The sequence below is a fragment of the Pantoea sp. V106_11 genome (genome assembly GCF_029967885.1).
GTDB lineage: Bacteria > Pseudomonadota > Gammaproteobacteria > Enterobacterales > Enterobacteriaceae > Pantoea > Pantoea ananatis.
In genome coordinates this window covers 364,497-388,193 of the sequence record NZ_JASCAK010000020.1, presented here as the reverse complement: position 1 = coordinate 388,193, position 23,697 = coordinate 364,497, and the positions used below count along the sequence as shown (strand labels likewise).

28 protein-coding genes are annotated in these 23,697 nt (G+C 52.9%); 20 read left to right on the top strand and 8 right to left on the bottom strand.

The genetic code is table 11. The annotated features are described in order from the left end of the window. Positions 1 to 196 precede the first annotated feature (196 nt). The 15 genes from fliF (at position 197) to QLG08_RS03105 (ending at position 14,047) form a co-directional block, all read left to right on the top strand. Positions 197 to 1,915 (top strand): flagellar basal-body MS-ring/collar protein FliF, encoded by a 1,719-nt coding sequence (gene fliF / locus QLG08_RS03175; protein WP_014593944.1) that lies wholly within the window; start codon positions 197 to 199, stop codon positions 1,913 to 1,915. Next, the gene (gene fliG, locus QLG08_RS03170) at positions 1,912 to 2,904 is read left to right on the top strand and encodes a flagellar motor switch protein FliG (RefSeq protein WP_013026175.1); all 993 of its coding nucleotides are present in this window, start codon (positions 1,912 to 1,914) and stop codon (positions 2,902 to 2,904) included. Before fliF ends, fliG begins: the two co-directional genes overlap by 4 nt. Next, on the top strand, positions 2,897 to 3,595 hold the full coding sequence (fliH, locus tag QLG08_RS03165; protein WP_014593946.1) for a flagellar assembly protein FliH: 699 nt from the start codon (positions 2,897 to 2,899) through the stop codon (positions 3,593 to 3,595). The genes fliG and fliH overlap by 8 nt, the downstream gene beginning before the upstream one ends. After that, the gene (fliI, locus tag QLG08_RS03160; RefSeq protein WP_014593947.1) at positions 3,595 to 4,956 is read left to right on the top strand and encodes a flagellar protein export ATPase FliI; all 1,362 of its coding nucleotides are present in this window, start codon (positions 3,595 to 3,597) and stop codon (positions 4,954 to 4,956) included. Before fliH ends, fliI begins: the two co-directional genes overlap by 1 nt. Before the next feature lie 28 nt (positions 4,957 to 4,984). Then, positions 4,985 to 5,428, top strand: a complete 444-nt coding sequence (gene fliJ, locus QLG08_RS03155; protein ID WP_013026178.1) for a flagellar export protein FliJ — start codon at positions 4,985 to 4,987, stop codon at positions 5,426 to 5,428. After that, the gene (locus tag QLG08_RS03150) at positions 5,425 to 6,693 is read left to right on the top strand and encodes a flagellar hook-length control protein FliK (RefSeq protein ID WP_282472801.1); all 1,269 of its coding nucleotides are present in this window, start codon (positions 5,425 to 5,427) and stop codon (positions 6,691 to 6,693) included. Before fliJ ends, QLG08_RS03150 begins: the two co-directional genes overlap by 4 nt. Before the next feature lie 129 nt (positions 6,694 to 6,822). Beyond that, positions 6,823 to 7,308, top strand: coding sequence for a flagellar basal body-associated protein FliL (fliL, locus tag QLG08_RS03145; RefSeq protein WP_013026180.1), 486 nt, complete (start codon positions 6,823 to 6,825; stop codon positions 7,306 to 7,308). Positions 7,309 to 7,312: 4 nt separating this feature from the next. Further along, on the top strand, positions 7,313 to 8,320 hold the full coding sequence (gene fliM / locus QLG08_RS03140) for a flagellar motor switch protein FliM (RefSeq protein WP_013026181.1): 1,008 nt from the start codon (positions 7,313 to 7,315) through the stop codon (positions 8,318 to 8,320). Continuing rightward, positions 8,313 to 8,726: a flagellar motor switch protein FliN gene (gene fliN / locus QLG08_RS03135; protein ID WP_013026182.1), complete on the top strand. Its 414-nt coding sequence runs from the start codon at positions 8,313 to 8,315 to the stop codon at positions 8,724 to 8,726. The genes fliM and fliN overlap by 8 nt, the downstream gene beginning before the upstream one ends. Position 8,727: 1 nt before the next feature. Next, positions 8,728 to 9,126: a flagellar biosynthetic protein FliO gene (fliO, locus tag QLG08_RS03130; RefSeq protein ID WP_015700055.1), complete on the top strand. Its 399-nt coding sequence runs from the start codon at positions 8,728 to 8,730 to the stop codon at positions 9,124 to 9,126. After that, the gene (gene fliP / locus QLG08_RS03125; RefSeq protein ID WP_033765984.1) at positions 9,126 to 9,857 is read left to right on the top strand and encodes a flagellar type III secretion system pore protein FliP; all 732 of its coding nucleotides are present in this window, start codon (positions 9,126 to 9,128) and stop codon (positions 9,855 to 9,857) included. The genes fliO and fliP overlap by 1 nt, the downstream gene beginning before the upstream one ends. Positions 9,858 to 9,882: 25 nt before the next feature. After that, positions 9,883 to 10,152 carry a flagellar biosynthesis protein FliQ gene (fliQ, locus tag QLG08_RS03120; RefSeq protein ID WP_014605563.1) on the top strand — a complete coding sequence of 90 codons (270 nt, stop codon included), beginning with the start codon at positions 9,883 to 9,885 and terminating at the stop codon, positions 10,150 to 10,152. Continuing rightward, positions 10,152 to 10,937: a flagellar biosynthetic protein FliR gene (fliR, locus tag QLG08_RS03115; protein ID WP_015700054.1), complete on the top strand. Its 786-nt coding sequence runs from the start codon at positions 10,152 to 10,154 to the stop codon at positions 10,935 to 10,937. Before fliQ ends, fliR begins: the two co-directional genes overlap by 1 nt. A 628-nt stretch (positions 10,938 to 11,565) precedes the next feature. Beyond that, positions 11,566 to 12,201: a transcriptional regulator RcsA gene (gene rcsA, locus QLG08_RS03110; RefSeq protein ID WP_014593952.1), complete on the top strand. Its 636-nt coding sequence runs from the start codon at positions 11,566 to 11,568 to the stop codon at positions 12,199 to 12,201. A 139-nt stretch (positions 12,202 to 12,340) separates the two neighbouring features. Beyond that, the gene (locus QLG08_RS03105) at positions 12,341 to 14,047 is read left to right on the top strand and encodes a methyl-accepting chemotaxis protein (RefSeq protein WP_015700052.1); all 1,707 of its coding nucleotides are present in this window, start codon (positions 12,341 to 12,343) and stop codon (positions 14,045 to 14,047) included. A 130-nt stretch (positions 14,048 to 14,177) separates the two neighbouring features. Here the strand turns inward: QLG08_RS03105 and dsrB are convergent, their stop codons facing one another. After that, a complete protein-coding gene (gene dsrB, locus QLG08_RS03100; protein WP_014593953.1) occupies positions 14,178 to 14,372 on the bottom strand; it encodes a protein DsrB in 195 nt (64 codons plus the stop codon). Positions 14,373 to 14,434: 62 nt separating this feature from the next. Beyond that, on the bottom strand, positions 14,435 to 14,593 hold the full coding sequence (locus QLG08_RS03095; RefSeq protein ID WP_014605562.1) for a YqaE/Pmp3 family membrane protein: 159 nt from the start codon (positions 14,591 to 14,593) through the stop codon (positions 14,435 to 14,437). A gap of 309 nt (positions 14,594 to 14,902) precedes the next feature. Between QLG08_RS03095 and QLG08_RS03090 the strand changes: the two genes are divergently transcribed. From QLG08_RS03090 to QLG08_RS03080, 3 genes are all read left to right on the top strand, one after another. Continuing rightward, a complete protein-coding gene (locus QLG08_RS03090) occupies positions 14,903 to 15,127 on the top strand; it encodes a DUF2525 domain-containing protein (RefSeq protein WP_013026191.1) in 225 nt (74 codons plus the stop codon). A 353-nt stretch (positions 15,128 to 15,480) separates the two neighbouring features. Next, positions 15,481 to 16,269: a mannosyl-3-phosphoglycerate phosphatase-related protein gene (locus tag QLG08_RS03085; protein WP_072404023.1), complete on the top strand. Its 789-nt coding sequence runs from the start codon at positions 15,481 to 15,483 to the stop codon at positions 16,267 to 16,269. Between the two features lie 40 nt (positions 16,270 to 16,309). Next, entirely contained in the window at positions 16,310 to 17,530 is a 1,221-nt protein-coding gene (locus QLG08_RS03080; protein ID WP_014593955.1) for a glycosyl transferase, read from the top strand. A gap of 83 nt (positions 17,531 to 17,613) precedes the next feature. Here the strand turns inward: QLG08_RS03080 and QLG08_RS03075 are convergent, their stop codons facing one another. From QLG08_RS03075 to vsr, 5 genes are all read right to left on the bottom strand, one after another. Continuing rightward, positions 17,614 to 17,796, bottom strand: coding sequence for a DUF2158 domain-containing protein (locus QLG08_RS03075; RefSeq protein ID WP_019106597.1), 183 nt, complete (start codon positions 17,794 to 17,796; stop codon positions 17,614 to 17,616). A gap of 171 nt (positions 17,797 to 17,967) precedes the next feature. Continuing rightward, positions 17,968 to 18,099 carry a hypothetical protein gene (locus QLG08_RS03070; RefSeq protein WP_014605559.1) on the bottom strand — a complete coding sequence of 44 codons (132 nt, stop codon included), beginning with the start codon at positions 18,097 to 18,099 and terminating at the stop codon, positions 17,968 to 17,970. Positions 18,100 to 18,143: 44 nt separating this feature from the next. Further along, the gene (locus QLG08_RS03065) at positions 18,144 to 19,046 is read right to left on the bottom strand and encodes a DUF808 domain-containing protein (RefSeq protein WP_013026196.1); all 903 of its coding nucleotides are present in this window, start codon (positions 19,044 to 19,046) and stop codon (positions 18,144 to 18,146) included. Between the two features lie 97 nt (positions 19,047 to 19,143). Then, positions 19,144 to 19,419: a hypothetical protein gene (locus tag QLG08_RS03060; RefSeq protein WP_013026197.1), complete on the bottom strand. Its 276-nt coding sequence runs from the start codon at positions 19,417 to 19,419 to the stop codon at positions 19,144 to 19,146. A 65-nt stretch (positions 19,420 to 19,484) separates the two neighbouring features. Continuing rightward, a complete protein-coding gene (vsr, locus tag QLG08_RS03055; protein WP_013026198.1) occupies positions 19,485 to 19,964 on the bottom strand; it encodes a DNA mismatch endonuclease Vsr in 480 nt (159 codons plus the stop codon). Positions 19,965 to 20,201: 237 nt separating this feature from the next. Between vsr and dcm the strand changes: the two genes are divergently transcribed. Next, positions 20,202 to 21,581 (top strand): DNA (cytosine-5-)-methyltransferase, encoded by a 1,380-nt coding sequence (gene dcm / locus QLG08_RS03050; protein ID WP_014593957.1) that lies wholly within the window; start codon positions 20,202 to 20,204, stop codon positions 21,579 to 21,581. A gap of 111 nt (positions 21,582 to 21,692) precedes the next feature. Beyond that, positions 21,693 to 23,309 (top strand): methyl-accepting chemotaxis protein, encoded by a 1,617-nt coding sequence (locus tag QLG08_RS03045; protein WP_041455866.1) that lies wholly within the window; start codon positions 21,693 to 21,695, stop codon positions 23,307 to 23,309. 78 nt (positions 23,310 to 23,387) lie between these two features. Here QLG08_RS03045 and QLG08_RS03040 read toward each other — a convergent pair whose 3' ends face one another. Continuing rightward, positions 23,388 to 23,642 carry an Arc family DNA-binding protein gene (locus QLG08_RS03040; RefSeq protein ID WP_013026202.1) on the bottom strand — a complete coding sequence of 85 codons (255 nt, stop codon included), beginning with the start codon at positions 23,640 to 23,642 and terminating at the stop codon, positions 23,388 to 23,390. Positions 23,643 to 23,697 lie beyond the last annotated feature (55 nt).

Below are 23,697 nucleotides of genomic sequence, written 5' to 3'. Positions count from 1 at the left end.
GTGCGGAGAAGTTAACACATTGTCAATAAGACAAAGCCCCTAAATGGCGCTAAAAACCGTGGCTTATTCACCCATCGAATTTTGCGTTTCATCAAATAATGCCAGGCATTGAAGTGGAAATTTTATTTATGCAGGTCAGGGAGTCTGTTTTGCCATCACAACTAACCCGGTCAATTACGTCAGGCAGGAATCGGTCATGAATGCGAGTGCAGCCGCCACACAAGATCAAGACAAGAAAGGCTTCGGTGACCTTCTCGCTCGCCTGCGTGCTAATCCACGCATACCTTTAATCGTCGCCGCCGCCGCTGCTATTGCAGTGGTGTTTGCATTGGTCCTCTGGGCCAAGACACCTAACTACAGCGTGCTGTTCAGCAATCTCTCAAACGAGGATGGCGGCGCCATTGTCACGCAGTTGACGCAGATGAATGTACCTTATCGTTTTGCCGATAACGGTGGCGCATTGATGGTCCCTGAAGACAAAGTGCATGAACTGCGTCTGCGTCTGGCTGAACAGGGCCTGCCTAAAGGTGGCAACGTCGGCTTTGAGCTGCTGGATAAAGAGAAGTTCGGTATCAGCCAGTTTAGTGAGCAGGTTAACTACCAGCGCGCACTCGAAGGCGAGCTGGCACGTACCATCGAATCACTGGGGCCGGTTAAAACCGCACGCGTGCATCTGGCCATGCCTAAACCTACTCTGTTTGTGCGTGAGCAAAAGGCCCCTTCTGCGTCCGTAACCTTAACGCTGCAACCGGGTCGCGCACTGGACGAGGGTCAGATTCAGGCGATTACCCACATGGTTTCCAGCAGCGTGGCGGGTTTACCTCCGGGCAACGTCACCGTCGTGGATCAGAGCGGTCATCTGTTAACGCGTTCTGATGCGGTGGGTCGTGACCTGAATGACGCACAACTTAAATACGCTGCCGAAGTGGAAGCCCGTTATCAGCAACGCATTGAAGCTATCCTGAATCCGATTCTGGGCCAGGGCAACGTGCATGCACAGGTTACCGCGCAGATTAACTTTGATACCAGCGAGCAGACAGACGAGAAGTATCAGCCAAATGGCGACCCCAAAAATGCGTCAATCCGCTCACAGCAGACAAGCACCAGCGAGCAGTCTGGCAGCCCTTATCCTGGCGGCGTGCCTGGCGCGCTGTCTAATCAGCCAGCGCCCGCGAATACTGCGCCGGTCAATGCGCCGAACACCAACGCGGCCAACGGGCAGAATGCGAATGGCCAGAACAATGCCGCGAATGGTCAGCGTACCAGTACCGCCTCGGCCAGCAGCGTGCCAACCAACTCTCGCCGCGATGACACGGTGAACTATGAGCTGGATCGCACCATTCGCCATACCAAAATGAATGTGGGAGATGTGCAGCGTCTGTCCGTCGCCGTGGTGGTGAACTATCGCGAAGATGATAAAGGCAAAGCGCTTGCACTTAACGAGCAGCAGCTGAAGCAGATTGAAGACCTGACGCGTGAAGCCATGGGCTATTCACAACAACGTGGTGACAGCGTCAACGTGGTGAACTCGCAGTTCAATACCACCGAACCTACTGTCAGCGAACTGCCCTTCTGGCAACAGCAGTCCTTCTTTGACCAGCTGATAAGTGCAGGTAAGTGGCTGCTGGTGGCACTGGTTGCCTTCATCCTGTACCGCAAAACGGTTCGTCCACATGTACTGCGTAAGAAAGAAGCTGAGAAAGCGGCTGCAGAAGCGATGGCTGCCCGTGCTGCACAGCAAAACGATCAGGAAGCTTACAGCGTCCAGCTCAGCAAAGATGAGATGGAGCAGGAACGCAAAACTAATAACCGCATGAGCGCTGAAGTCATGAGCCAGCGTATCCGCGACATGTCTGAAAACGATCCGCGCGTCGTGGCGCTGGTTATTCGTGAATGGATGGGTAACGAACTATGAGTCTGACCGGTACTGAAAAAAGCGCCATTCTGATGATGACCATTGGCGAAGAACGCGCGGCGGAAGTGTTTAAGCATCTGAACCAACGCGAAGTGCAGCATCTGAGCTCGGCAATGGCCAGCATGCGTCAGGTATCCCATAAGCAGCTGACTGAAGTGCTGCGAGAGTTCGAAGCCGATGCCGAGCAGTTCGCGGCGCTGAGCCTGAACTCCAACGACTACCTGCGCTCCGTGTTGACCCGTGCGCTGGGTGAAGAACGTGCTTCAAGCCTGCTGGAAGATATCCTTGAAACCCGTGATACCACCAGCGGGATGGAAACGCTCAACTTCATGGAGCCGCAGGCGGCTGCCGACCTTATTCGCGACGAGCATCCCCAGATTATCGCGACCATTCTGGTACACCTCAAACGCGGTCAGGCTGCAGATATCCTGGCGCTGTTTGATGAACGCCTGCGTCATGACGTCATGCTGCGTATTGCGACCTTTGGTGGCGTACAGCCTGCCGCACTGGCAGAACTGACCGAAGTGCTGAACAGCCTGCTCGACGGCACCAACCTCAAGCGCGCGAAGATGGGCGGCGTAAGAACGGCGGCAGAAATCATCAACCTGATGAAAACGCAGCAGGAAGAAGCGGTCATCGAAGCGGTTCGCGACTTCGACGGCGAGCTGGCACAGAAAATCATCGACGAGATGTTCCTGTTCGAAAATCTGGTGGAAGTGGACGATCGCAGTATCCAGCGTCTGTTGCAGGAAGTGGAGTCCGAGCAGTTGCTGATCGCCCTGAAAGGTGCAGAGCAGCCTCTGCGCGAGAAGTTCCTCAAAAACATGTCGGCACGTGCAGCAGATATTCTGCGCGACGACCTTGCCAACCGTGGCCCGGTGCGTATGTCTGCGGTCGAGAACGAACAGAAAGCGATCCTGCTGGTGGTTCGTCGCCTGGCAGAGTCCGGCGAGATGGTAATCGGTGGTGGCGAGGAAACCTATGTCTGATGCATTTTCTGCCCGTCCATGGCAGCTGTGGCAGCCGGTTGAGCTGGGGCGTCCAGAAGAGCCCGTTGCCATGTCAGCAGAGCCAGCCGAGGTTACCATCTTTGAATCTGAAGAAGATGAGCAACAGCAGCAGTTTGAACATATGCAGCAGCAGTTGCGTAAAGAGGCGCACGGGCAAGGCTATAGCGAAGGTCATCTGCAGGGGTTTGCTGAAGGCCAGAAGGCAGGTTACGACGCGGGCTTTCAGCAAGGTCTGGCCGATGCACAGCAGCAGCAGGCGCCTTTACAGGCACGCATGCAGCAGTTGGTCACCGAATTCCAGAACACGCTGGAATCTTTGGACAGCGTGATCGCCGCCCGTCTGATGCAGCTGGCGCTGGAAGCCGCACGCTCAGTCATTGGGCAGGCAACAACGGTGGATGGCAGCGCCCTGCTTCGGCAGATCCAGGGCCTGCTTCAGCAGGAGCCGATGTTTAGCGGTAAACCTCAACTGCGCGTTCATCCGGACGATCTGCTGAGAATCGAACAAACCTTAGGACCGACGCTTGATCTTCACGGCTGGCGTTTACTGGCAGATAACACGTTGCACCCTGGCGGCTGCAAGCTCAGCGCCGAAGATGGCGATCTCGACGCCAGCGTCGCCACTCGCTGGCAGGAACTGTGTCGCCTGGCGGCGCCGGGAGAATTTTAATGACCACACGTCTGAACCGCTGGCTTGGCTCGCTTGATGCCTTTGAGAGTCGTATTTCTCAGGTACAACCGATTCGTCGTTATGGGCGTTTGACCCGTGCCACCGGCCTGGTACTGGAGGCGACCGGCCTGCAGCTGCCCTTGGGTTCAACCTGTGTGATTGAGCGCAACGACGGGAAGAGCATCAGCGAAATCGAAAGTGAAGTCGTCGGTTTCAACGGTCAGAAACTGCTGATGATGCCGCTGGAAGAAGTGGACGGCATTCTGCCGGGGGCGCGCGTTTATGCCCGGGCTACCGGTGAAAACCCGCAGGCCGGAAAGCAGCTTTTACTCGGACCACAACTGCTTGGCCGTGTCCTTGACGGCAGCGGACGGCCGCTCGATGGCTTACCGTCACCGGAAACTGGCTACCGTGCGGCGCTAAATACTCCGCCGTTTAACCCCTTACAGCGCACGCCCATCACTGATGTCCTGGATACGGGCGTTCGGGCTATCAACGCCCTGCTCACCGTTGGCCGTGGTCAACGTATGGGCCTGTTTGCCGGTTCAGGCGTGGGTAAAAGCGTGCTGCTCGGCATGATGGCGCGTTACACCCAGGCCGATGTGATCGTTGTCGGGTTAATCGGTGAGCGTGGTCGTGAAGTTAAAGACTTTATTGAAAATATCTTAGGCGCGGAAGGCCGTGCCCGTTCCGTGGTGATTGCGGCGCCGGCCGATGTCTCCCCGCTGTTGCGTCTTCAGGGCGCAGCCTATGCTACACGTATTGCAGAAGACTTCCGCGATCGCGGTAAGCACGTCCTGTTAATCATGGACTCCCTGACGCGTTACGCCATGGCCCAGCGTGAGATTGCCCTGGCAATCGGTGAGCCACCGGCCACTAAAGGTTATCCACCGTCTGTTTTCGCTAAGCTCCCGGCCCTGGTTGAGCGCGCCGGTAACGGTATCGATGGCGGCGGCTCCATTACGGCTTTTTATACCGTTCTGACCGAAGGCGACGACCAGCAGGATCCGATTGCAGACTCTGCCCGCGCAATCCTCGACGGACACATCGTGTTGTCACGTCGCCTCGCGGAGGCCGGACACTATCCGGCTATTGATATTGAAGCGTCAATCAGTCGTGCCATGACATCACTGATTGATGAAAATCACTATGCACGCGTACGCCAGTTCAAGCAGTTGCTTTCAAGTTTTCAGCGCAACCGTGACCTGGTCAGCGTCGGCGCCTATGCCGCAGGCAGCGATCCCATGCTGGACAAAGCTATTCAGCTTTACCCGCAGATGGAAGCCTTCCTGCAACAAGGCATTTTTGAACGCAGTGAGTACGACGACGCCTGCCTGCATTTGCACGCCTTGTTTGGCTAGTCAGCGCGTTTGATACGAGGACATCGTAATGAAAACAGCCAATGCTATTGACACGCTTCGCGATTTAGCGGAGCAGGACCTGGAGCGCGCCGCCGTGTTGTTGGGCGATATGCGCCGGGGTCAGCAGGCGGCTAACGAGCAGCTCTCCATGTTGCTCGATTACCAGGACGAGTACCGCAATAAGCTGAACAGTGACATGTCCAGCGGAATTGCCAGCAATCGCTGGACCAACTATCACCAGTTTATCCAGACGCTGGAGAAGGCGATTGAGCAACACCGCAGCCAGCTACAGCAATGGAACCAACGGCTGGAACAGGCGCTGGTCAACTGGCGTGAGAAACAGCAGCGCCTGAACGCCTATCAAACTCTGATCACCCGGGCAGAGGAAAATGCATTACGACAAGAAAACCGTCTCGACCAGAAACGGATGGATGAATTTGCCCAACGGGCCGCACTGAGGAAAGGCGAATGATTACGCTGCCAAACACCGCGTTGACGACGAAAGCCATCGGCACTGCTGACACATCAGGCTCCACAGACCTGTTAAGCAGTGGTGAGACGCTGCCACAGGACTTTATCACCGCCCTGGGAAATCAGCTGCTTTCCCTGGCGAAGCTGCACGGTAAAACCCCTGCGGCTACAGATAAAAATGTCACGACAGAGACCGAGAATAAAACGGCCACCTCGTTGAATGCATTACTCTCTTCGCTGGAAACGCCGACTGCGCTTAGTGCGTTGTTTACACCGGAAAAGATTAAAGCCGGCACAAAATCAGCCGATGATAAAGATGAGCTGACAGCCACCGTCCTTAACAATAGCGACATGCAGAATATACAGGCGCTCTTTGCCATGCTACCCGCGACGGGACTGCAGCAGGCGGTGAAAGACAACGCAGCGAACCGTGGTGCGGATTTGCAAGGGGATGCGCCCCGTTCAGCGCTGTCAGCGCTGACGCAGGCGGTCACTACGGCACTAACAGGTGATGGCAAAGAGAGCCAAAACACGAGGGTGCAGGACGGCAACCTGGCCAATAAAGCCAGTCTGGTTAGCCAGAGCGTGACCGGCTCAACCGCCGCGACAAGTCATAACACCGCGGTGACGCCTGCGGCTCTGACCACCGACGGCAGTTTTCAGCAGATACTGAGCAGCGTCAGTAAGCAGGACGATCGTCCGTTAGCGGCAGCCAGCGATAACCAGGTCATTCTCAGCGCGCCGGTGAGCAGTACCAGTAGCTTGCTGCAGTCATCTGGCGCCTCAGCGACGATGAACTCACCGTCAACGCCGACGCTGAATGCCCACCTGGGCAGCAACGAATGGCAGCAGGCACTGGGGCAGCAAATTGTGATGTTCAGCCGTAATGGCCAGCAGAATGCAGAACTGCGATTGCATCCTGAAGACCTGGGGGCGATTCAGATCAGCCTGAAACTGAATAACGATCAGGCACAGTTAAATATGGTTTCCAGCCATAGCCATGTCAGGGCCGCGCTGGAAGCTGCGCTTCCCCAGTTGCGTCATGCCCTGGCGGAAAGCGGGATTAACCTGGGTGAGAGTCAGGTAAGCAGTGAGAGTTTCTCGCAGGGACAGAGCTTCCAGCAGCAACAGGAGGCGCGTCGCGACGGACAGCACGGCAGCTTCTCCCTCACCCAGGACAGTGATAACGACATTACGCCCATTGCCGTACCGCAGTCTCTTCAGGCCCGGTTAACCGGCAAAGGCGCAGTCGACACATTTGCCTGACAGCGACAAACGCTGAAGGTAAGCGTAAAACCCGTGTCTTTTCTTGCCATTGTTTGACTTAAGACACGCGATAATCTGTTCAGGCAAGCCGAGAGGCTTGCCCATAATTCACAGGAAGTTACTGCAAAAATGTCTGATAACGCGAAAGCCAAAGGCCGCAAACGAAAACTTTTAATACCAGTGTTACTGATTGTCGCGCTGGCCGCTTGCAGCGTGGCAGGCTATGCAGTCTGGCGAATGATGAATAAACATGAGGGTGATAAGCCGGAGGTCGCGAAAGTTGAACCGCCTCCCGCCCCGGTCTTTTTTGCACTTGATACATTTACGGTTAACCTGGTCAATCCCGACAACGACCCAGACCGCGTACTGTACGTAGGCTTTACGCTACGTCTGCCGGATGAAGAAACGCGTCGTCGGATGAGTGACTACCTGCCTGAGGTTCGCAGTCGTCTGTTACTGCTGCTGTCTCGTCAGAACGCAGCTGCACTGGCGACGGAGCAAGGAAAGCAAGCGCTTGTTGATCAAATCAAACAGGCGCTGGCACCACCACTGGTAAAAGGTCAACCTCCGCAGGTCGTAGACGACGTACTGTTTACTGCCTTCATTTTGAGGTGAATCAATGGGCGACAGCATTCTCTCCCAGGCTGAAATTGACGCGCTACTTAACGGCGACAGCGGCAGCGCGGAAGAAGAAAAGAAACAAAACGGACCTGAGGGCGATATTCGCCCTTATGATCCGAATACCCAGCGTCGCGTGGTGCGCGAGCGTCTGCAGGCGCTGGAAATTATTAACGAGCGTTTTGCCCGTAGTTTCCGTATGGCGCTGTTTAACCTGCTGCGTCGTAGCCCGGATATCAGCGTAGGCGCGATCAAGATTCAGCCTTACCATGAGTTTGCACGCAATCTGCCGGTGCCAACCAACCTGAACCTGATCCATCTGAAGCCCCTGCGCGGTACGGCATTAGTCGTGTTTTCGCCAAGCCTGGTGTTTATTGCGGTCGATAACCTTTTTGGCGGTGATGGCCGCTTTCCGACTAAAGTTGAAGGACGGGAGTTTACCCATACCGAGCAACGTGTCATTCGCCGCATGCTGAAGCTGGCGCTTGACGGATACAGCGATGCGTGGAAAGCCATTTATCCGTTGGATGTGGAGTATGTGCGTTCGGAAATGCAGGTGAAATTCACCAACATCACCACATCACCTAACGATATTGTTGTGAATACGCCTTTCCAGGTTGAAATCGGTAACCTTGTGGGTGAGTTCAACATCTGTATTCCGTTTTCGATGATTGAACCGCTGCGTGAAATGCTGGTGAATCCACCGCTGGAAAACTCGCGGTCAGAAGATACACACTGGCGCGACAATCTGGTGAAGCAGGTTCAGCACTCTGAGCTGGAACTGATTGCCCATTTCGCCGAAACGTCGCTGCGCCTGTCGCGCGTTTTACAGCTGAAACCCGGTGATGTTCTGCCGATTGAAAAGCCAGAGCGCATTATTGCCCATGTGGACGGTGTGCCCGTTTTAACCAGTCAGTATGGCACGCTTAACGGCCAGTATGCCCTGCGTGTTGAACATTTGATTAACCCGATTTTGAATTCGCTTAACGAGGAACAGCCCCATGACTGACAGCAAGAAACCGTCCGATGATACTATCTCTGCGGACGATCTGTGGGCTGAAGCAATGAATGAGCAGGTTGGCTCCGCTACGACTGCCTCACAGAGTGATGACGTTTTTAAAAGCTTTGAAACGAGTAATGCGTCAGGTTCGTTACAGGATATCGACCTGATTATGGATATCCCGGTGAAGCTCACCGTCGAGCTTGGCCGCACCAAAATGACCATTAAAGAACTGCTGCGTCTGACACAGGGCTCCGTGGTATCCCTGGATGGGCTGGCGGGTGAACCGCTGGATATCCTGATCAACGGTTATTTGATCGCACAGGGTGAAGTCGTCGTGGTCAACGATAAATATGGCGTTCGCATCACCGATATCATTACGCCGTCAGAGCGTATGCGTCGTCTGAGCCGTTAAGATGAATAACCAGAATCATACGCTGCAACCTGCCACACCTCAGGCACCGCCCATTTCGGCAGGTTCAGTATTGACCCAGGTCAGTGGCGTATTGGTCGTCATTATTCTGTTGATTCTGGCATGTGCCTGGCTGGCACGCCGCATGGGTTTTGCCCCTAAGAAAGTGGGCAGCCGTGAGCTGACACTCACGGCCAGTGTGCAGGTCGGCCAGCGCGAACGCGTTGTGATTGTTGATACGCCGGATGCGCGTTTGGTACTGGGCGTGACAGCTCAGCAAATTACTCACCTGCATACGTTGCCGCCAGCTGCACCTGATGAAACCGCACCGGTAAAAGCTGCGCCGCAGGATTTTCGTCAGCTATTACAAAATCTGGTTAAACGTCCCGGAAAAAATCCATGATGCGTCGACTGCTCCCTCTTCTGCCGCTGCTGTTGCTGGCACCGGTTGCCCATGCCCAGTTGCCGGGCCTGGTTAGTCAGCCATTAGCTAACGGTGGCCAAAGCTGGTCACTGCCGGTACAAACGCTGGTCTTTATTACCTCGTTAACATTCCTGCCAGCCATTCTGTTAATGATGACCAGCTTTACCCGCATCATTATTGTGTTCGGCCTGCTACGTAATGCGCTGGGCACGCCTTCCGCACCGCCTAACCAGGTATTACTTGGCCTGACCTTATTTTTAACGTTTTTTATTATGGCGCCAACCTTCGATAAAATTTATCAGGATGCCTACCTGCCATTTAGCCAGGATAAAATCAGCATGGATGTGGCGATCGATAAAGGCGCACAGCCGCTGCGGGAATTTATGCTGCGGCAAACCCGTGAGGCTGACTTAGCGTTATTTGCCCGCCTGGCAAATACAGCGCCGATTGCGGGTCCGGAAGCCGTACCTATGCGTATTCTGTTGCCGGCTTACGTGACCAGTGAATTAAAAACCGCATTCCAGATTGGCTTTACCGTATTTATTCCTTTTTTAATTATCGACCTGGTGGTTGCCAGCGTGTTAATGGCTCTCGGGATGATGATGGTTCCCCCGGCAACAATTGCGCTGCCGTTTAAATTAATGTTGTTTGTTCTGGTGGACGGCTGGCAATTGCTGGTTGGCTCGCTGGCACAAAGTTTCTATTCCTGACCTCTCTATTGCACAGGAGAAATTCATGACACCTGAATCGGTAATGGTAATGGGACAGGAAGCCATGCGCGTTGCCCTGCTGCTGGCTGCCCCTATGCTTCTGGCCGCGCTGGTCAGCGGTTTGCTGGTGAGTTTGCTGCAAGCAGCGACCCAGATTAACGAACAAACGCTGTCTTTCATTCCAAAAATTATTGCAGTGGCCACCACGGGTATCATTGCCGGCCCCTGGATGCTGAACGTGCTGTTGGATTACATCCGCACCGTCTTTTCTAATCTGCCTTATATCATCGGCTGATGATCACTCTCGACAGTAGCCAACTCGTACACTGGGTCAGTCAGTTTTTCTGGCCACTGGTGCGTATTCTGGCACTGCTTGCTACCGCGCCGGTACTGAGTGAAAAAGCGGTGAGTAAACGCGTGAAGATTGGTCTTGCCGCCATGATCACCTGGATACTGATCCCAAATTTACCCCCGGTGAATGTGACGCTGTTTTCACCTGCCGGCTTTATGCTGCTGATTCAGCAGATGCTGATTGGGATTGCCATTGGTTTTACCATGCAGTTCGCCTTTGCCGCGGTTCGTACCGCCGGTGAACTGATTGGATTGCAGATGGGTCTGTCTTTCGCCACCTTTTTCGATCCCGCCAGTCGACTGAATATGCCCGTTCTTGCGCGCTTTCTCGACATGCTGGCGATGCTTTTATTTTTGACTTTCAACGGTCACCTGTGGCTTATTTCCCTGCTGTCGGACAGTTTTCATACGTTGCCTATCGGCGGCGAGCCTCTTCAGGCAAATGCCTTTATGGCTTTGGTGAAATCCGGCAGCATGATTTTCCTTAATGGCATGATGTTAGCGCTGCCGTTGATCGTTTTGCTACTCACGATAAATATGGTCCTGGGTTTGTTAAACCGTCTTTCACCACAGTTATCAATCTTCGCGATCGGCTTCCCGATTACCTTATCAGTAGGCATTCTGACCATCAGCCTGCTGATGCCTCTCCTTGCCCCCTTCTGCGAGCACCTGTTCGGCGAAATATTTGATCTTCTGGCCCAGTTCCTGACAGAACTGTCCCCTGCCTGAACATTAAGTATCTAACTATTATCCTGATTTGATACTTAAGAAACGCATAACTATCCGCACATTTTTCAAACCACATTTCCCAGAAATCAACTAAGGATATTCTGATAAACGTGCGGAAAGTCTTAAAATTATTCTTATTAAACCGCGCTTCGCGTATTTTAGTCAGGCGGTTAACCGAGTCATCAACAAGCTTGTTTTGGTGACAAAATCGGCAATGCATTGAAATTACTAAAGAAAAATTTTTATGTGATTTTTCTTGTCAGAAAATGTTTTTTCCGGCATTGTCAACTCGCTAACCGACTTCACACTTTCGTGAAATAAATGTTTTTAAGATTTGTCCTATCAGAAAACTCTGGGTTTTCAGCGATAGTGACAGCGCTCCCAAAAAACTGCATTTCGCTCAGTCCGACTTTGTATCGACTTATCATGTTGATATCAGGTCAGGTGTGAGGTCAGAGCAACACAAATTTTTTGCAGACCGGGTCAGGGAAGAGGACTTTTATGGGCTATTGCCCATTGCCACGCTGCATCAGCAGAATAAAAAAAAGCGCTTTGGAAATCTTCTCGTACCGCAACGCGTAATTCATCGTTGATTTAAACGGATAACAAATTGGTGAGGGTCGCTAACATGCCAACGATTATTATGGATTCCTGCAACTACACACGCCTGGGATTATCAGATTATATGTCTTCTAAGGGAGTTAAGAAGAAAAATATTACTTCTGTATCTGACATTGAGCAATTACAGCAAAGATGTGAGCAGTTAAAACCTGGCGTCGTCTTTATTAACGAAGACTGTTTCATTCATGAAACCGACTCCAGCGAGCGCATTCGCAGCGTTATTAACCAGCATCCCGAAACATTGTTTTTTATTTTTATGGCCATTAGTAATATTCATTTTGAAGAATATTTGTATGTTCGGAAAAATTTGATTATTACATCCAAAGCAATTAAGCCTTCGACGCTGGATTCATTGTTAAGTACTTATTTGCAGAAAAAACTCAATATGTCGCCGCGTATTTCTTCGGGTCTTGATGTCCACCCTCTTACGCTAAGCCAGACAGAGTCAAATATGCTGAAAATGTGGATGTCAGGCCATGATACCATCCAGATATCAGATAAAATGCAAATCAAAGCGAAAACCGTTTCTTCGCATAAAGGCAATATAAAGCGAAAAATTAAAACGCATAACAAGCAAGTGATCTATCATGTGGTGCGTTTAACCGATAACGTGACGTCCGGTATCTATGTCAACGTAAGGTAACCTCCTCCCCTCTAAGAACTGGCCCAAAAGGCCGGTTTTTTTATGGATTAGCGATCCAGATCTCACTTTCGGGTGTAAACCTTTCTCTTCTTTTGCCGATGTTTTGTTCAACAGAATAACATCCTAAGAGAGCAAGGAAATGAACACAACGCTGGTTAATGAAGGGCATCCCAAACTTAGTCTTTGGCAAAACATCCGCCTCGTTCCTCTGTTTAGTTTAATATTCGGCGGGATATTGTTTCTGTTCGCACTCTGTATTGCTATCTCAAGCTACTTTCTTATTCTCAGTAATCAGTCTCTTAAAGATGCTACCGATGAGATCCAGGTTAGAAACGGGCTTATCGACAGCTCATCGCACATGCGCTCTGCCCGTTTGAATATCATTCAGGCAGGCGCCGCCGCGCGTATCGGTGAGATGGATGAATTCAACGCCAATCTTGCGGCTACGGCCGATCGTATCAAGCAGGCTGAAGCCGGCCTTAAAATCTATCTGAATCGTAAAAGCAAAACACCAGAAGGCATCAAGCTGGATGAGCAGTTACAGGCGCGTTTCAAAGAGTATGTGACGAAGGGTTTGATGCCGATGATCGAATCGGGTAAACAGGGCAGCTTCGAAAGCATTATTGCTCAGGAAACCGATACGACACGCAAACTGGACAACGCCTATAAAGCCGTTCTGATGGAGGCGATTAAGCTTCGTGATGTTCGCTCCGCTCAGATCAACGATCAGGCGGCAGAGCAGTCACGGATTGGATTTATCGCAATGGGCTCCGCGTTTGTTGCCGCTCTTGTGCTGGTGCTGCTCACCTTTGTGTTTTTACGTCGTGTCGTCATTAACCCACTGCGCAATTCAGTGGCGCACATAGAACGTATTGCTCAAGGGGATTTAACGGCACCCACTGTCCCGCACGGCCGTAACGAAATAGGTCTGTTGCTCGACAACCTGCAACGTATGCAGCAGTCGCTAATCAAAACGGTAGGTACCGTCCGCGAAGGGGCTATCGCCATTTACCAGGGCTCAAGTGAGATTTCTGCGGGTAACACCGACCTGTCATCGCGTACCGAGCAACAGGCAGCCGCGCTTGAGCAGACTGCGGCCAGCATGGAACAGCTCACCGCGACGGTGAAACAGAACGCAGATAACGCCCATCACGCCAGCCAACTGGCAGCAGATGCGTCCGGCAAGGCGCGCAGCGGCGGCGATATGGTAAGCGGCGTGGTGAAAACCATGAACGATATTTCCGGTAGTTCGAAGAAAATTGCTGAGATCACTAACGTGATCAACAGTATTGCCTTCCAGACGAACATTCTGGCGCTAAATGCCGCCGTCGAGGCTGCCCGCGCGGGCGAACAGGGCCGCGGTTTTGCCGTGGTCGCCAGCGAAGTCCGTAACCTGGCTCAGCGCAGTGCGCAGGCGGCAAAAGAAATTGAATCACTAATTGCTGAATCAGTGAAGTTAGTCAGCAGCGGTTCACATCAGGTAGGTGAAGCTGGGACGACCATGAGCGAAATTGTTGAGGCCGTGCGTCGCGTGACCGATATCATGTCGGAAATTGCCGCCGCGTCCGACGAACAAAGCCGCGGTATCCAGCAGGTCAGCCAGGCCGTTACAGAGATGGATAACGTGACGCAGCAAAACGCCTCACTGGTTGAGGAAGCCTCGGCTGCGGCTGCCTCTCTGGAAGATCAGGCTGGTAAGTTGACCAAGGCGGTTGCGGCTTTCCGTTTGCAGGATACGCCAGCAGCAAAACCTGTTCATCAGTCCGATAGCGCACCTAAGGCGCCTGCGCCTGTCTTGCGCCCCGCTGCCGCCACAAGCGGCAATGAGAACTGGGAAACGTTTTAGCCAAAGCAGACCGGTGAGTCAGCGACGTCGCTGAAGCGCGTTGCCTGACGGCGCTGTCAATAACACTCGCCCTCTGAGCCGAACAGGCCAGAGGGCGATTTTGTGATGGTCTGGCAGTTAAATATGAAGGTCAGTCGGCAGGATAAGGCTCGACAAACACACCGTCCTGATGACCGCTCTCGTTAAAGAACCAGATGCCCTGCGGGTAATCTTCCAGGGCCACCAGAAACATGGTGCCTTCACTAAATGGCTCAACAGCCAGGATGGTGCCTGTACGACGGGGCCCACCATCCGTTTTCACACTGACGCGATCGTCTACCTTCATTTACCACTCTCCCGATACATTCCTGTTAACAGTTTAATCGAAGAGCCTGGGTAATGCAGGCGTTAGCGACGCGCGATGACCCACACGGCGTGAATGATGCCTGGAATGTATCCACACAGGGTCAGCAGGATGTTAAGCCAGAATGCTCCCCCAAAACCTACCTGCATAAAAACACCAAGCGGGGGGAGTAAGATTGCGATTAGAATTCGAAGTAAGTCCATAACCATTCCTTTAGGTATTGATAAAAAACCGTTTTGTTATCAAATATAGTCCCTTTTTAGCAGATTACTGAGAAAGTCAGGTAAATCTGAGTAATACGCATTTTCAGTTTCCTGACACTTCACTGCGAGACGTTTAACAGGAACAACAGGTAAACTTTTTTTCGTTGCTTTCCTCCCCAGGAAATACAACACACCCAAAGTAACAAGGATCATTTGCCCGCGCAGCGCGGGCTTTTTTTTTCTGTCCCGCCCTCTCATTTTCCGCTAAATTGTATATTTATTACCCAATCCAGCCGATGGAGGTTTGCGATGTCGCTTCCCCACCCAGCCGAAAAGCATGAGCGGGATAAAGAAATGGACGCCCTGCTGCAGGCTATTGAACCCGGTAGCACCGGTGAACTGCAGGACTACTTTTCCCCACACTCGCAGTCAGTGACGGGGGCGGATGCCCCTCGGCCAGGGCTGTGCCGTGAACCTGCGGAGCAGTGTGAAATGGATATTCATGATTGTCGTTATACAGAGATAAACCGATAGGCAGCGCAGCCGCACTGAATTCGGCGCAAAAAAATACCCGGCGCGAGCCAGGTAAGCAGTCAATTCGTTACACCAGGGAATTCATATTGCTCGTTCAGAGTACGCTTCCCGTTCGCCAAAACAAGCCTTTCCCGTGCGCGTTTCACTCATTTCGCCCTATCTCAAACTGGCCACTTTCACCCTGAGCCTTGTTATTTCAGCGATATTCGCTGCACGAAATGACGGCATCGCCGATTTTATCCTTCGGGTTTTAGGAATCCTCCTGGTTATAGGGGTTGCGGTGCGCAATGCTAAGCCTGCTGTAGACTCAACTACACTAAAACTAATGTCGAACTGGAGTGAAGGAGATCAGGATGCCGAATCTGAATGAATCGCTAATGATAGTGACCGACCTCGATGGATCGCTGCTTGACCACCACGACTATAACTGGGATGCCGCAGCAGAGTGGCTTGATACACTCAACGCGCACGCCATTCCCTTAATTATTTGCTCCAGCAAAACCGCCGCTGAGATTCTGCCACTGCAGCGTAAGCTCGGTATTGCCGGCACCGCCTTTATTGCTGAAAACGGCGCCGTGCTGTACCTCAACGAGAGTAAAAGCGTGCGCATTCCGGACGACAAGATGAACTATGCCGCAATCTGCCGGGTGCTGGCAGCGTTACAACAGCAGTTTCGCTTTACCGGCTTCCATGACTTCAGCGATGTCGATGTTTCCGCCATGACCGGCCTGAGTGAAGCGGATGCCGCCCTCGCCCGTCAGCGTGATGCCTCAGAGGTGATTGTCTGGCGGGATACCGATGAGGCCTTTGGCCGCTTTCGCACGGCGCTGGCCGACTATCATCTTTCCCTGACACAGGGCGGCCGCTTCTGGCATGTCATGCCTGCCAGAAGCGGCAAAGGAGAAGCCTTGCGCTGGCTACTGTCTCACACCGACCGGGAAGGCGTTACCACCCTTGGCCTGGGCGATGGCCCGAACGATGCCCCGATGCTGGATGCAGTTGACTATGCCGTGGTGATCAAAGGCTTCAGTAAAACACCGGTTACCTTACAGCGCGCGGAGGATGCCAACGTATTCCGCACGACACATCACGGCCCTGAAGGCTGGCGTGAAGGGCTGGACCATTTTTTGACTCAGCCATGAAAGGCTGTTGTTCCTCTCGCAAAACCATAAGGATGATGCAATGAGTGATTTCTTTCAGAATGGCGTAATTACTAACTTTCATAATCTTACGCACCGCAGCGTTGAGTCGCTGGAAAAAGAAATGGTGCGTTTTGCCCGTAAGCGCAAAATGGGATTGATCCTGCCTTCCCTCTTTTCCGAGCTGGAAGGTCCGGCGTTGACAAAAATTGTTGATGAACTGGCTAAGGTCCCCTATCTGGATGAAATCGTTATCGGGTTAGATCGGGCTGACCGTGACCAGTTTCTGCATGCCCGCGAGTTTTTTTCCCGACTGCCGCAACGGCACCGCATCCTGTGGAATGACGGCCCCAGACTCAAAGCCATTGACGCGGAACTGGATAAAGAGGGGTTGTCGCCCACCCATCCGGGCAAAGGACGCAACGTGTGGTTTTGTACCGGTTATACGCTGGCCTCAGATCGCACCAGCTGTGTTGCGCTGCACGACTGCGATATTGTCACCTACGAACGCGGCATGCTGGCACGCCTGCTTTATCCGCTGGCTAACCCCGCTTTTCAGTATGAATTCTGCAAAGGGTTTTACGCGCGCGTCGCTGACGGTAAACTCAATGGCCGCGTGGGCCGCCTGCTGGTAGGCCCGCTACTGCGCTCATTACAAAAAGTCTATGGCCACTCCGAATACCTTGATTACCTGTCCAGCTTCCGTTACCCGCTCTCGGGCGAGTTTGCGATGCGCACGCACGTGCTCAACGGCATTAAAATCCCCGGCGACTGGGGACTGGAAATTGGCGTGCTCTCTGAAATTTACCGTAACTACACCACGCGCCAGTCGTGTCAGGTGGAGATTGCAGATCACTATGATCACAAGCATCAGCCGCTGGCAGAAGATGATGGCACCGGTGGCCTTAAGCGCATGAGCAACGATATTGTCCAGTCGCTGCTGCGTAAGCTGGCAACCATGGGCGTGCCGCTGACCAGTGACTCATTCCGGGTATTGAAAGCGACCTATTACCGTAATGCGCTGGATATGATGGAAATCTATAACCATGAGGCGGCAATGAACGGCCTGAAATTCGACCAGCATGTTGAAGAAGCGGCCGTCGAAATGTTCACCCAGTCGATTCTGGATGCCGGTCAGTCCTTTATCGAGCGCCCGAACGACAAGCCGTTTATTCCCAGCTGGAGTCGGGTTCAGTCGGCTTTTCCGGATATCCTGCAGCGTATTTATAAAGCGGTAGAAGAGGACAACGACGGCAACGTATAACGCTGCAGGCATCGCGCCAGTGAGGATGGAGAGTGTGATAAATCCAGTCAGGCCGCCGTCGTTTACGGCCTGACTGACAGAAATCAGGAAGTAAACTGGGGCTGCGATTCGCTGGAATGGCTGAGCTCATCGGTGCGAAAAGCCTCATTCCTGACCGCATAACCATCGTACCATCGACATTCAACCATGCCGCTGGCATGTCCGGTCACCACCATCGTTTGCCCGCCTTCCTTATGCTGTACTTCATCACTGATTGCAAAAACCATGTTGCGCCCTCTTTGAGAAATGACTGTCATTGAAACCATTTCTTTATAGCATGGTAAAAGAGTTGCTGCTGTTAAGACGCGCATAAAAATGGCGAATTCAGAATAACGTAGAGAGATATGTCGAAAACAAATCAGGCGGATAAGAATTATCCGCCTGGGGCGCTGAGTGGATTAGATTTTGCAGCCTTCACAATCGGCATCATCAATCAGGTCTTCTGGCACTTCGCCCGCCTTTTTTTCTGCCTTCGCTTCGGCCTGCTCTAACTGAGCATCAATATCAAATTCAAACATGTCATCGCTCATCGTTTTCTCCCCTGAACGCGTTAAAGAATGCGCTTTTATACCGATTACTCACGCAGTTTGGCAATAAGGTTAACCACTAACAGCACGATCGACCCAATGATAAAACCAATCACCAGGTTTGCGCCGTTGCTCAGCAGGCCAGCAACCAGGCCGCTGAAGGGTGCGATCGCATTTTCAATCAGATGATGCAACGGCGTCAGGCCGTGGACGATAATGCCGCCCCCGACCAGGAACATGGCCAGCGTACCGACAACGGTCAACACTTTCATCAATACGGGGGCTGCGGCCAGTAATACTGCGCCCAGCGCCTGGGCCACGCGTGACGATTTATCACGTAGCCAGAACCCTAAATCATCGATTTTAACGATGCCGGCGACAATGCCGTATACGCCAATCGTGACCAGAATCGCAATACCTGACAGGATCAGCACCTGATTCAGCAAGGGCGCTTCGGAGACGATACCGAGGGTAATGGCCACGATTTCAGCCGACAGAATAAAATCGGTGCGCACTGCGCCTTTGATCTTTTTCTTTTCGAAATCGCGCGGGTCCTGTTTTGACAGCTTATCCAGGCGTTGCTGACGCGCCTCTGGCGAGTTCTGCTGTTTATCATGCTGCAGACTGTGCAGGACCTTTTCCACCCCTTCATAACAGAGGTACGCACCGCCAATCATTAACAGTGGCGTAATCAGCCAGGGGGCAAACGTAGAGATAATCAATGCCAGCGGCACGAGTATCAGTTTGTTGAGGAACGAGCCTTTGGCTACGCCCCATACGACCGGCAGTTCGCGATTGGCTTTCACGCCACTCACCTGCTGCGCATTCAGTGACAAATCGTCACCCAGCACGCCTGCCGTCTTCTTCGCGGCGACTTTTCCCATTACCGAGATATCGTCCAGCAGCGTGGCGATATCATCGAGCAACGTTAATAAACTGGTTCCTGCCAAAGTATTTCCCTTATTCGGTCATCAGCAACGGGTTATGTCTGCATCAGCCGCAACGCGTCATCCTCGACGAAGCGCGTGACAGTGCAGCCCGTCGTGCCTATTCCGGTTCGTTATGTTGACAACATGGGCATCGTTCAATTTCTGTCACGGTCATATCAGCGATGCCCTCACAATCCCATTCGACGCGCACCGCTTGTCCTGCGAGTCCATCCATGTGCAGATATTTACTGACCGGGCTTTCCGTCATGCCGGTTATCTCTTCCGTGGCCACCAGCGTTTCCCCAGCATAGATTCTGGCGGTCGCTTTGGTATTCACCATGCGCTCATCACGAATCTGATACAGGCGTTTAACCGTCAGTTTTATGCTGCTCATTGCGGGCTCCCGGTCACGGAAAAGCGTCTATCTAACATTTTATGTTACTGATTAGCAAGGTGGGATCATTCATCCTCTCGGTAATGATGAATTCCCTGATGATCGATTTCAGCGCTGTCATTCATCGCCAGCAGCCACTCTTCGAGACGTTCAAGCAGGGCTTCATCGTCCAGTTTGAGTTTACCGCGTAGCGCGCATTCCCAGATAATCAGCACCTTCCAGCCATTCTCCCGCAGCTGCCGGACATAACGCCGATCCCGTTCTACATTACTGTTTATTTTGCCCGTCCAGAACTCGGTGCGCGTGGCGGGGATCTTAAACAAATAACAGTGGTGGCGGTGCCAGAAGCAGCCATGCACAAAGATAATCGCCTGATGCGAGGTCACGACAAAGTCAGGGCGGCCTGGCAGGTTTTTGTCCTGTACCCGATAGCTGAATCCACGATCTTTGAGCAGCAAGGCGATTCGCTGCTCTATGGCAGTGTCCTGTTGACGAATTGCGCGCATATTTTTACTGCGCGTTTCGCTGGAGTGAACGTCGGCCATAGCACCTCCTTAATAGCGACTTATTCAACTTTAGTCGTCACCCTGAAAAGTGAAAGTCGGCCAGATAAAAGCAGAGAAAATATTTTCACCGCCAGACCGCGCCGTTTAGATCTGACCCGGGCAATTGTGCCTTTTTGACGCTGGCGCACACTGAAACACTATTCTGACCTGCGCCCGCAGATTTCCTCCTCGGGCAAGGAGTGTTAGCATACGCGCTTCACTGTTAAGGATATTTGCATGCACGCTGTCGCAACCGCTGAACCTCTTCTCCCTGCTGCTCTGCATTCCGATGAACTGAACATGTTACAACAGGTGCTGTCGATCTATTCCGTTAAGGACGTTGTCGCACGTTTGCATCAGGCAGGCTTTCCGCACTGGACGCCGCCACTGCTGAACGCTATTCGTCAGGGCAAGCGCGCGTTACCCTCGCTGGCCGCCGCAGAACTGTCGCTGTTGCAGGATTTGTTGCCTGCACGTCCTGCCCATTATGATTCTCCCGATTTCCGCTTTATCGATCTGTTTGCCGGCATCGGCGGTATTCGACGTGGCTTCGAGCGCATCGGCGGTAAATGTGTATTTACCAGTGAGTGGAATAAAGAGGCGATTCGCACCTATCGGGCGAATCACTACAGCGATCCGGCAGAGCACCACTTTAATACGGATATTCGCCAGGTCACGCAGCCAGCCGGCCTTACTGACGAACAGGCGATCTATCAGTCGATTGATGCGGCCATTCCCGACCATCAGGTGCTGCTGGCGGGCTTTCCCTGCCAGCCCTTTTCTCTGGCGGGCGTCAGTAAAAAAAATGCGCTGGGCCGGGCTCATGGCTTTGAATGTCAGGCGCAGGGCACACTGTTTTTTGACGTCGCCCGCATTCTGGCGGCAAAGAAACCGCCATTCTTCGTCCTGGAAAACGTGAAGAATCTCAAAAGCCATGATAAAGGCCGCACGTTTGCGGTGATTATGGAAACCCTGGACGAGCTGGGCTATGACGTGGCGGATGCCCAGGCTGGCGCGCCCGATCCGAAGGTGATTGATGCACGCTTTTTTTTGCCGCAGCATCGTGAACGTATCGTTCTGGTCGGCATCCGGCGGGATATTGCTGGCTCAGCGCAGTTTAGCCTGCGCGACATTCGCCAATTTTTCCCCGCCCAGGTGCCCAGCCTACAGAGCCTGCTGGAGCCGCAGCCCGATGACAAATACATCCTGTCGCCCGTATTGTGGCGTTACCTCTACCAGTACGCTAAGAAGCATAAAGCACGGGGTAACGGGTTCGGCTTTGGCCTGAATGATCCACACAATGTGCATTGCTGCGTGCGCACCCTGTCAGCCCGATACTATAAAGATGGCTCAGAAATTTTAATCGATCGCGGTTGGGATCGGGAAAAAGGGGAAGCCGATTTTCTTGATGCCGCCAATATGGCGCGGCGCCCCCGTCGGTTAACGCCGCGAGAATGCGCGCGACTGATGGGATTTGATAGTGCAGACAGCCATCCCTTCCGCATCCCGGTATCCGATACGCAGGCCTATAAACAGTTTGGCAATTCGGTGGTGGTACCGGTGTTTGCCGCCGTGGCACAGTTGCTTTCGCCCTATATCCGCCAGTTGAACGCATAATTTCCGCTAAAAGTTGCGCTTAGGCGCAACAATTCCTCTCTTTTCCTGCCGTCCGGCGGGATTGTCACAACGCCGTCATGCAAGCCCAGAATACTGCTGCTTTTTCAATGGATGGGTAGAATGATGTCACCTCTCACTTTGTTGTCGCGGCACGTGCTGAAAAGACGTTCCCGCTTTAGGTTTCCGGCGATCCCCACCTGGCTAACCAGCCTGCGCGGGAACTTTATTTTGTTCGTGGTGCTGTTTTGTTTGCTGCAGTCCATCGGGATTGTTCTGCTGACCGCTCAGGTGAGCCAGAACAAAGTCAACCTCACCCAGGCCAGCGCCATGCGTGACCGGCTGGCCTTGCTGGACCGCGCACGCGTCGAGCTGCTTACGGCCAGTGATAACAGCCACCGCGCCGGGCTGTATTTAATGGAAGATCAGAAAAGTGGATCGGTTGACAGCTGGAAAAGTCTGGCAGAAACAGCCAAATCGTCTTTGCTTCATGCTGAACAGCTTTTTGCTCGCTATCACGCCGCACCCGGCGGCGAACTGCAGCAGGGCTTTACGTTGCTGAAACAGGGACTGGAGGAGCAGCTAAAAGGTCTGGAGGGGAATAACATTGACGCCTTCTTTATGGTACCGATGCAGGCTTACCAGCAGCAGTTCAATAGCGCCTGGTTTAACGAGATTACGCAGACCAATAAACAGCTCACTGCGGTTAACAGCCTGACCCTTCAGACACTCATGGAAAGCCGCAACCTGGCGCTAATGGTGACAGGACTGCTGTTTGTCCTGCTGCTGACCGGCGGCATATTGCTGCTGCGTGGTGTGATCGTCCCCTTACGTCTGGCCAGTCGACAGTTACAGGACATCGCAACCGGTGATTTAATCAACTGCCCGGTTCCACCGCGTTTGCAATCGCTGGAAACGTCCAGACTCTTCAACGCAGTGGCGGAGATGCGCCAGGGGCTGCGCACCATCGTGGCTGAAATTAACACGATTGCGGCAAGCGTGGCCGAAGGTACGCGTGAAATGCAGCATACTAATGAGCAGGTCAGCGAACAGTATCAAGCGCAAAACAGCAGCTTTAGCCATATTTCCCAGCGCCTGCATCGCGTGTCTGAAGAAGTCGAAAACAGCACCCTGTTTTCTCAGCAGGCCTCTGAACAGGCGCATTTCGCCGACGATCTGATGCAGCAATGTACGCTTCAGGTGGATGAGATGGAGGTTCAGATGCGCCATATCGTCGCCTCCTCCGGCGAAATCGCGGGTATCGTTGAGATGCTGGACGGCCTGTCACTGCAAACGCGTTTGCTGGCGCTCAATGCCGCCATCGAATCCGCTCATGCGGGCGTGTATGGACGAAGTTTTGGCGTGGTCGCGAAAGAGATGGGCAACCTGTCAAACAAGAGTGGCGAATCGGCGCAGCAGATCAACGGTCTCGTTAATCATACGCAACTGCACATTTCAGAGGGCTTCAATAAGGTGAAATCGCTTGAGGCGCTGTTTAACCAGATAAGCCAGTCGGTCAGCGCCGTTGTGACACAGTTGCAAGAGCTGCAGGAAAACGCCACCGCACAAAGCCGCCGCGTTTCGGGCATTGCTGCAGAAGTGGTTGCGCTGGATAAACAGCTTCAGACGAACGAAAGCCTCACCGCCCGCCAGGGCCGCACGGTCGATACGCTGCAGCAGCAGGCAGCGCGCCTGGCCGAAAGCGTGCAGCAGTTCCGTATCACCCTGTAGCCGTTAAGCTTGGGATGTAAAAAAGCCGCCAGTGTTAAAGGCGGCTTTTGATCGTTTTGCGGGGACAAACACCGAATTTTACGATTTCTTTTTCTTGCTCTGCTTCTTCAGCAGCGTGCGCAGCTGCTTGATTTCGCTGGAGCTTAATGCATCCGATGTGTCTTCCTCTGTATTCTGGCTGTCAATGACAGGCTGAGCAGGCGCATTGAGGCTGGACTGAAGCCGTTGCACGATTTCCTGACTCATTGACACCTGATTTTCCAGCGCCAACTGTTTGATGTGTTCTTTCAGTGCAGGATCAATTTTAATCGTTAAATTAACAGTTTCGGTCATTTCATCACTCCTTTATTGTTATTACTGCCACGCTACCGGATGACTGTATCGATTC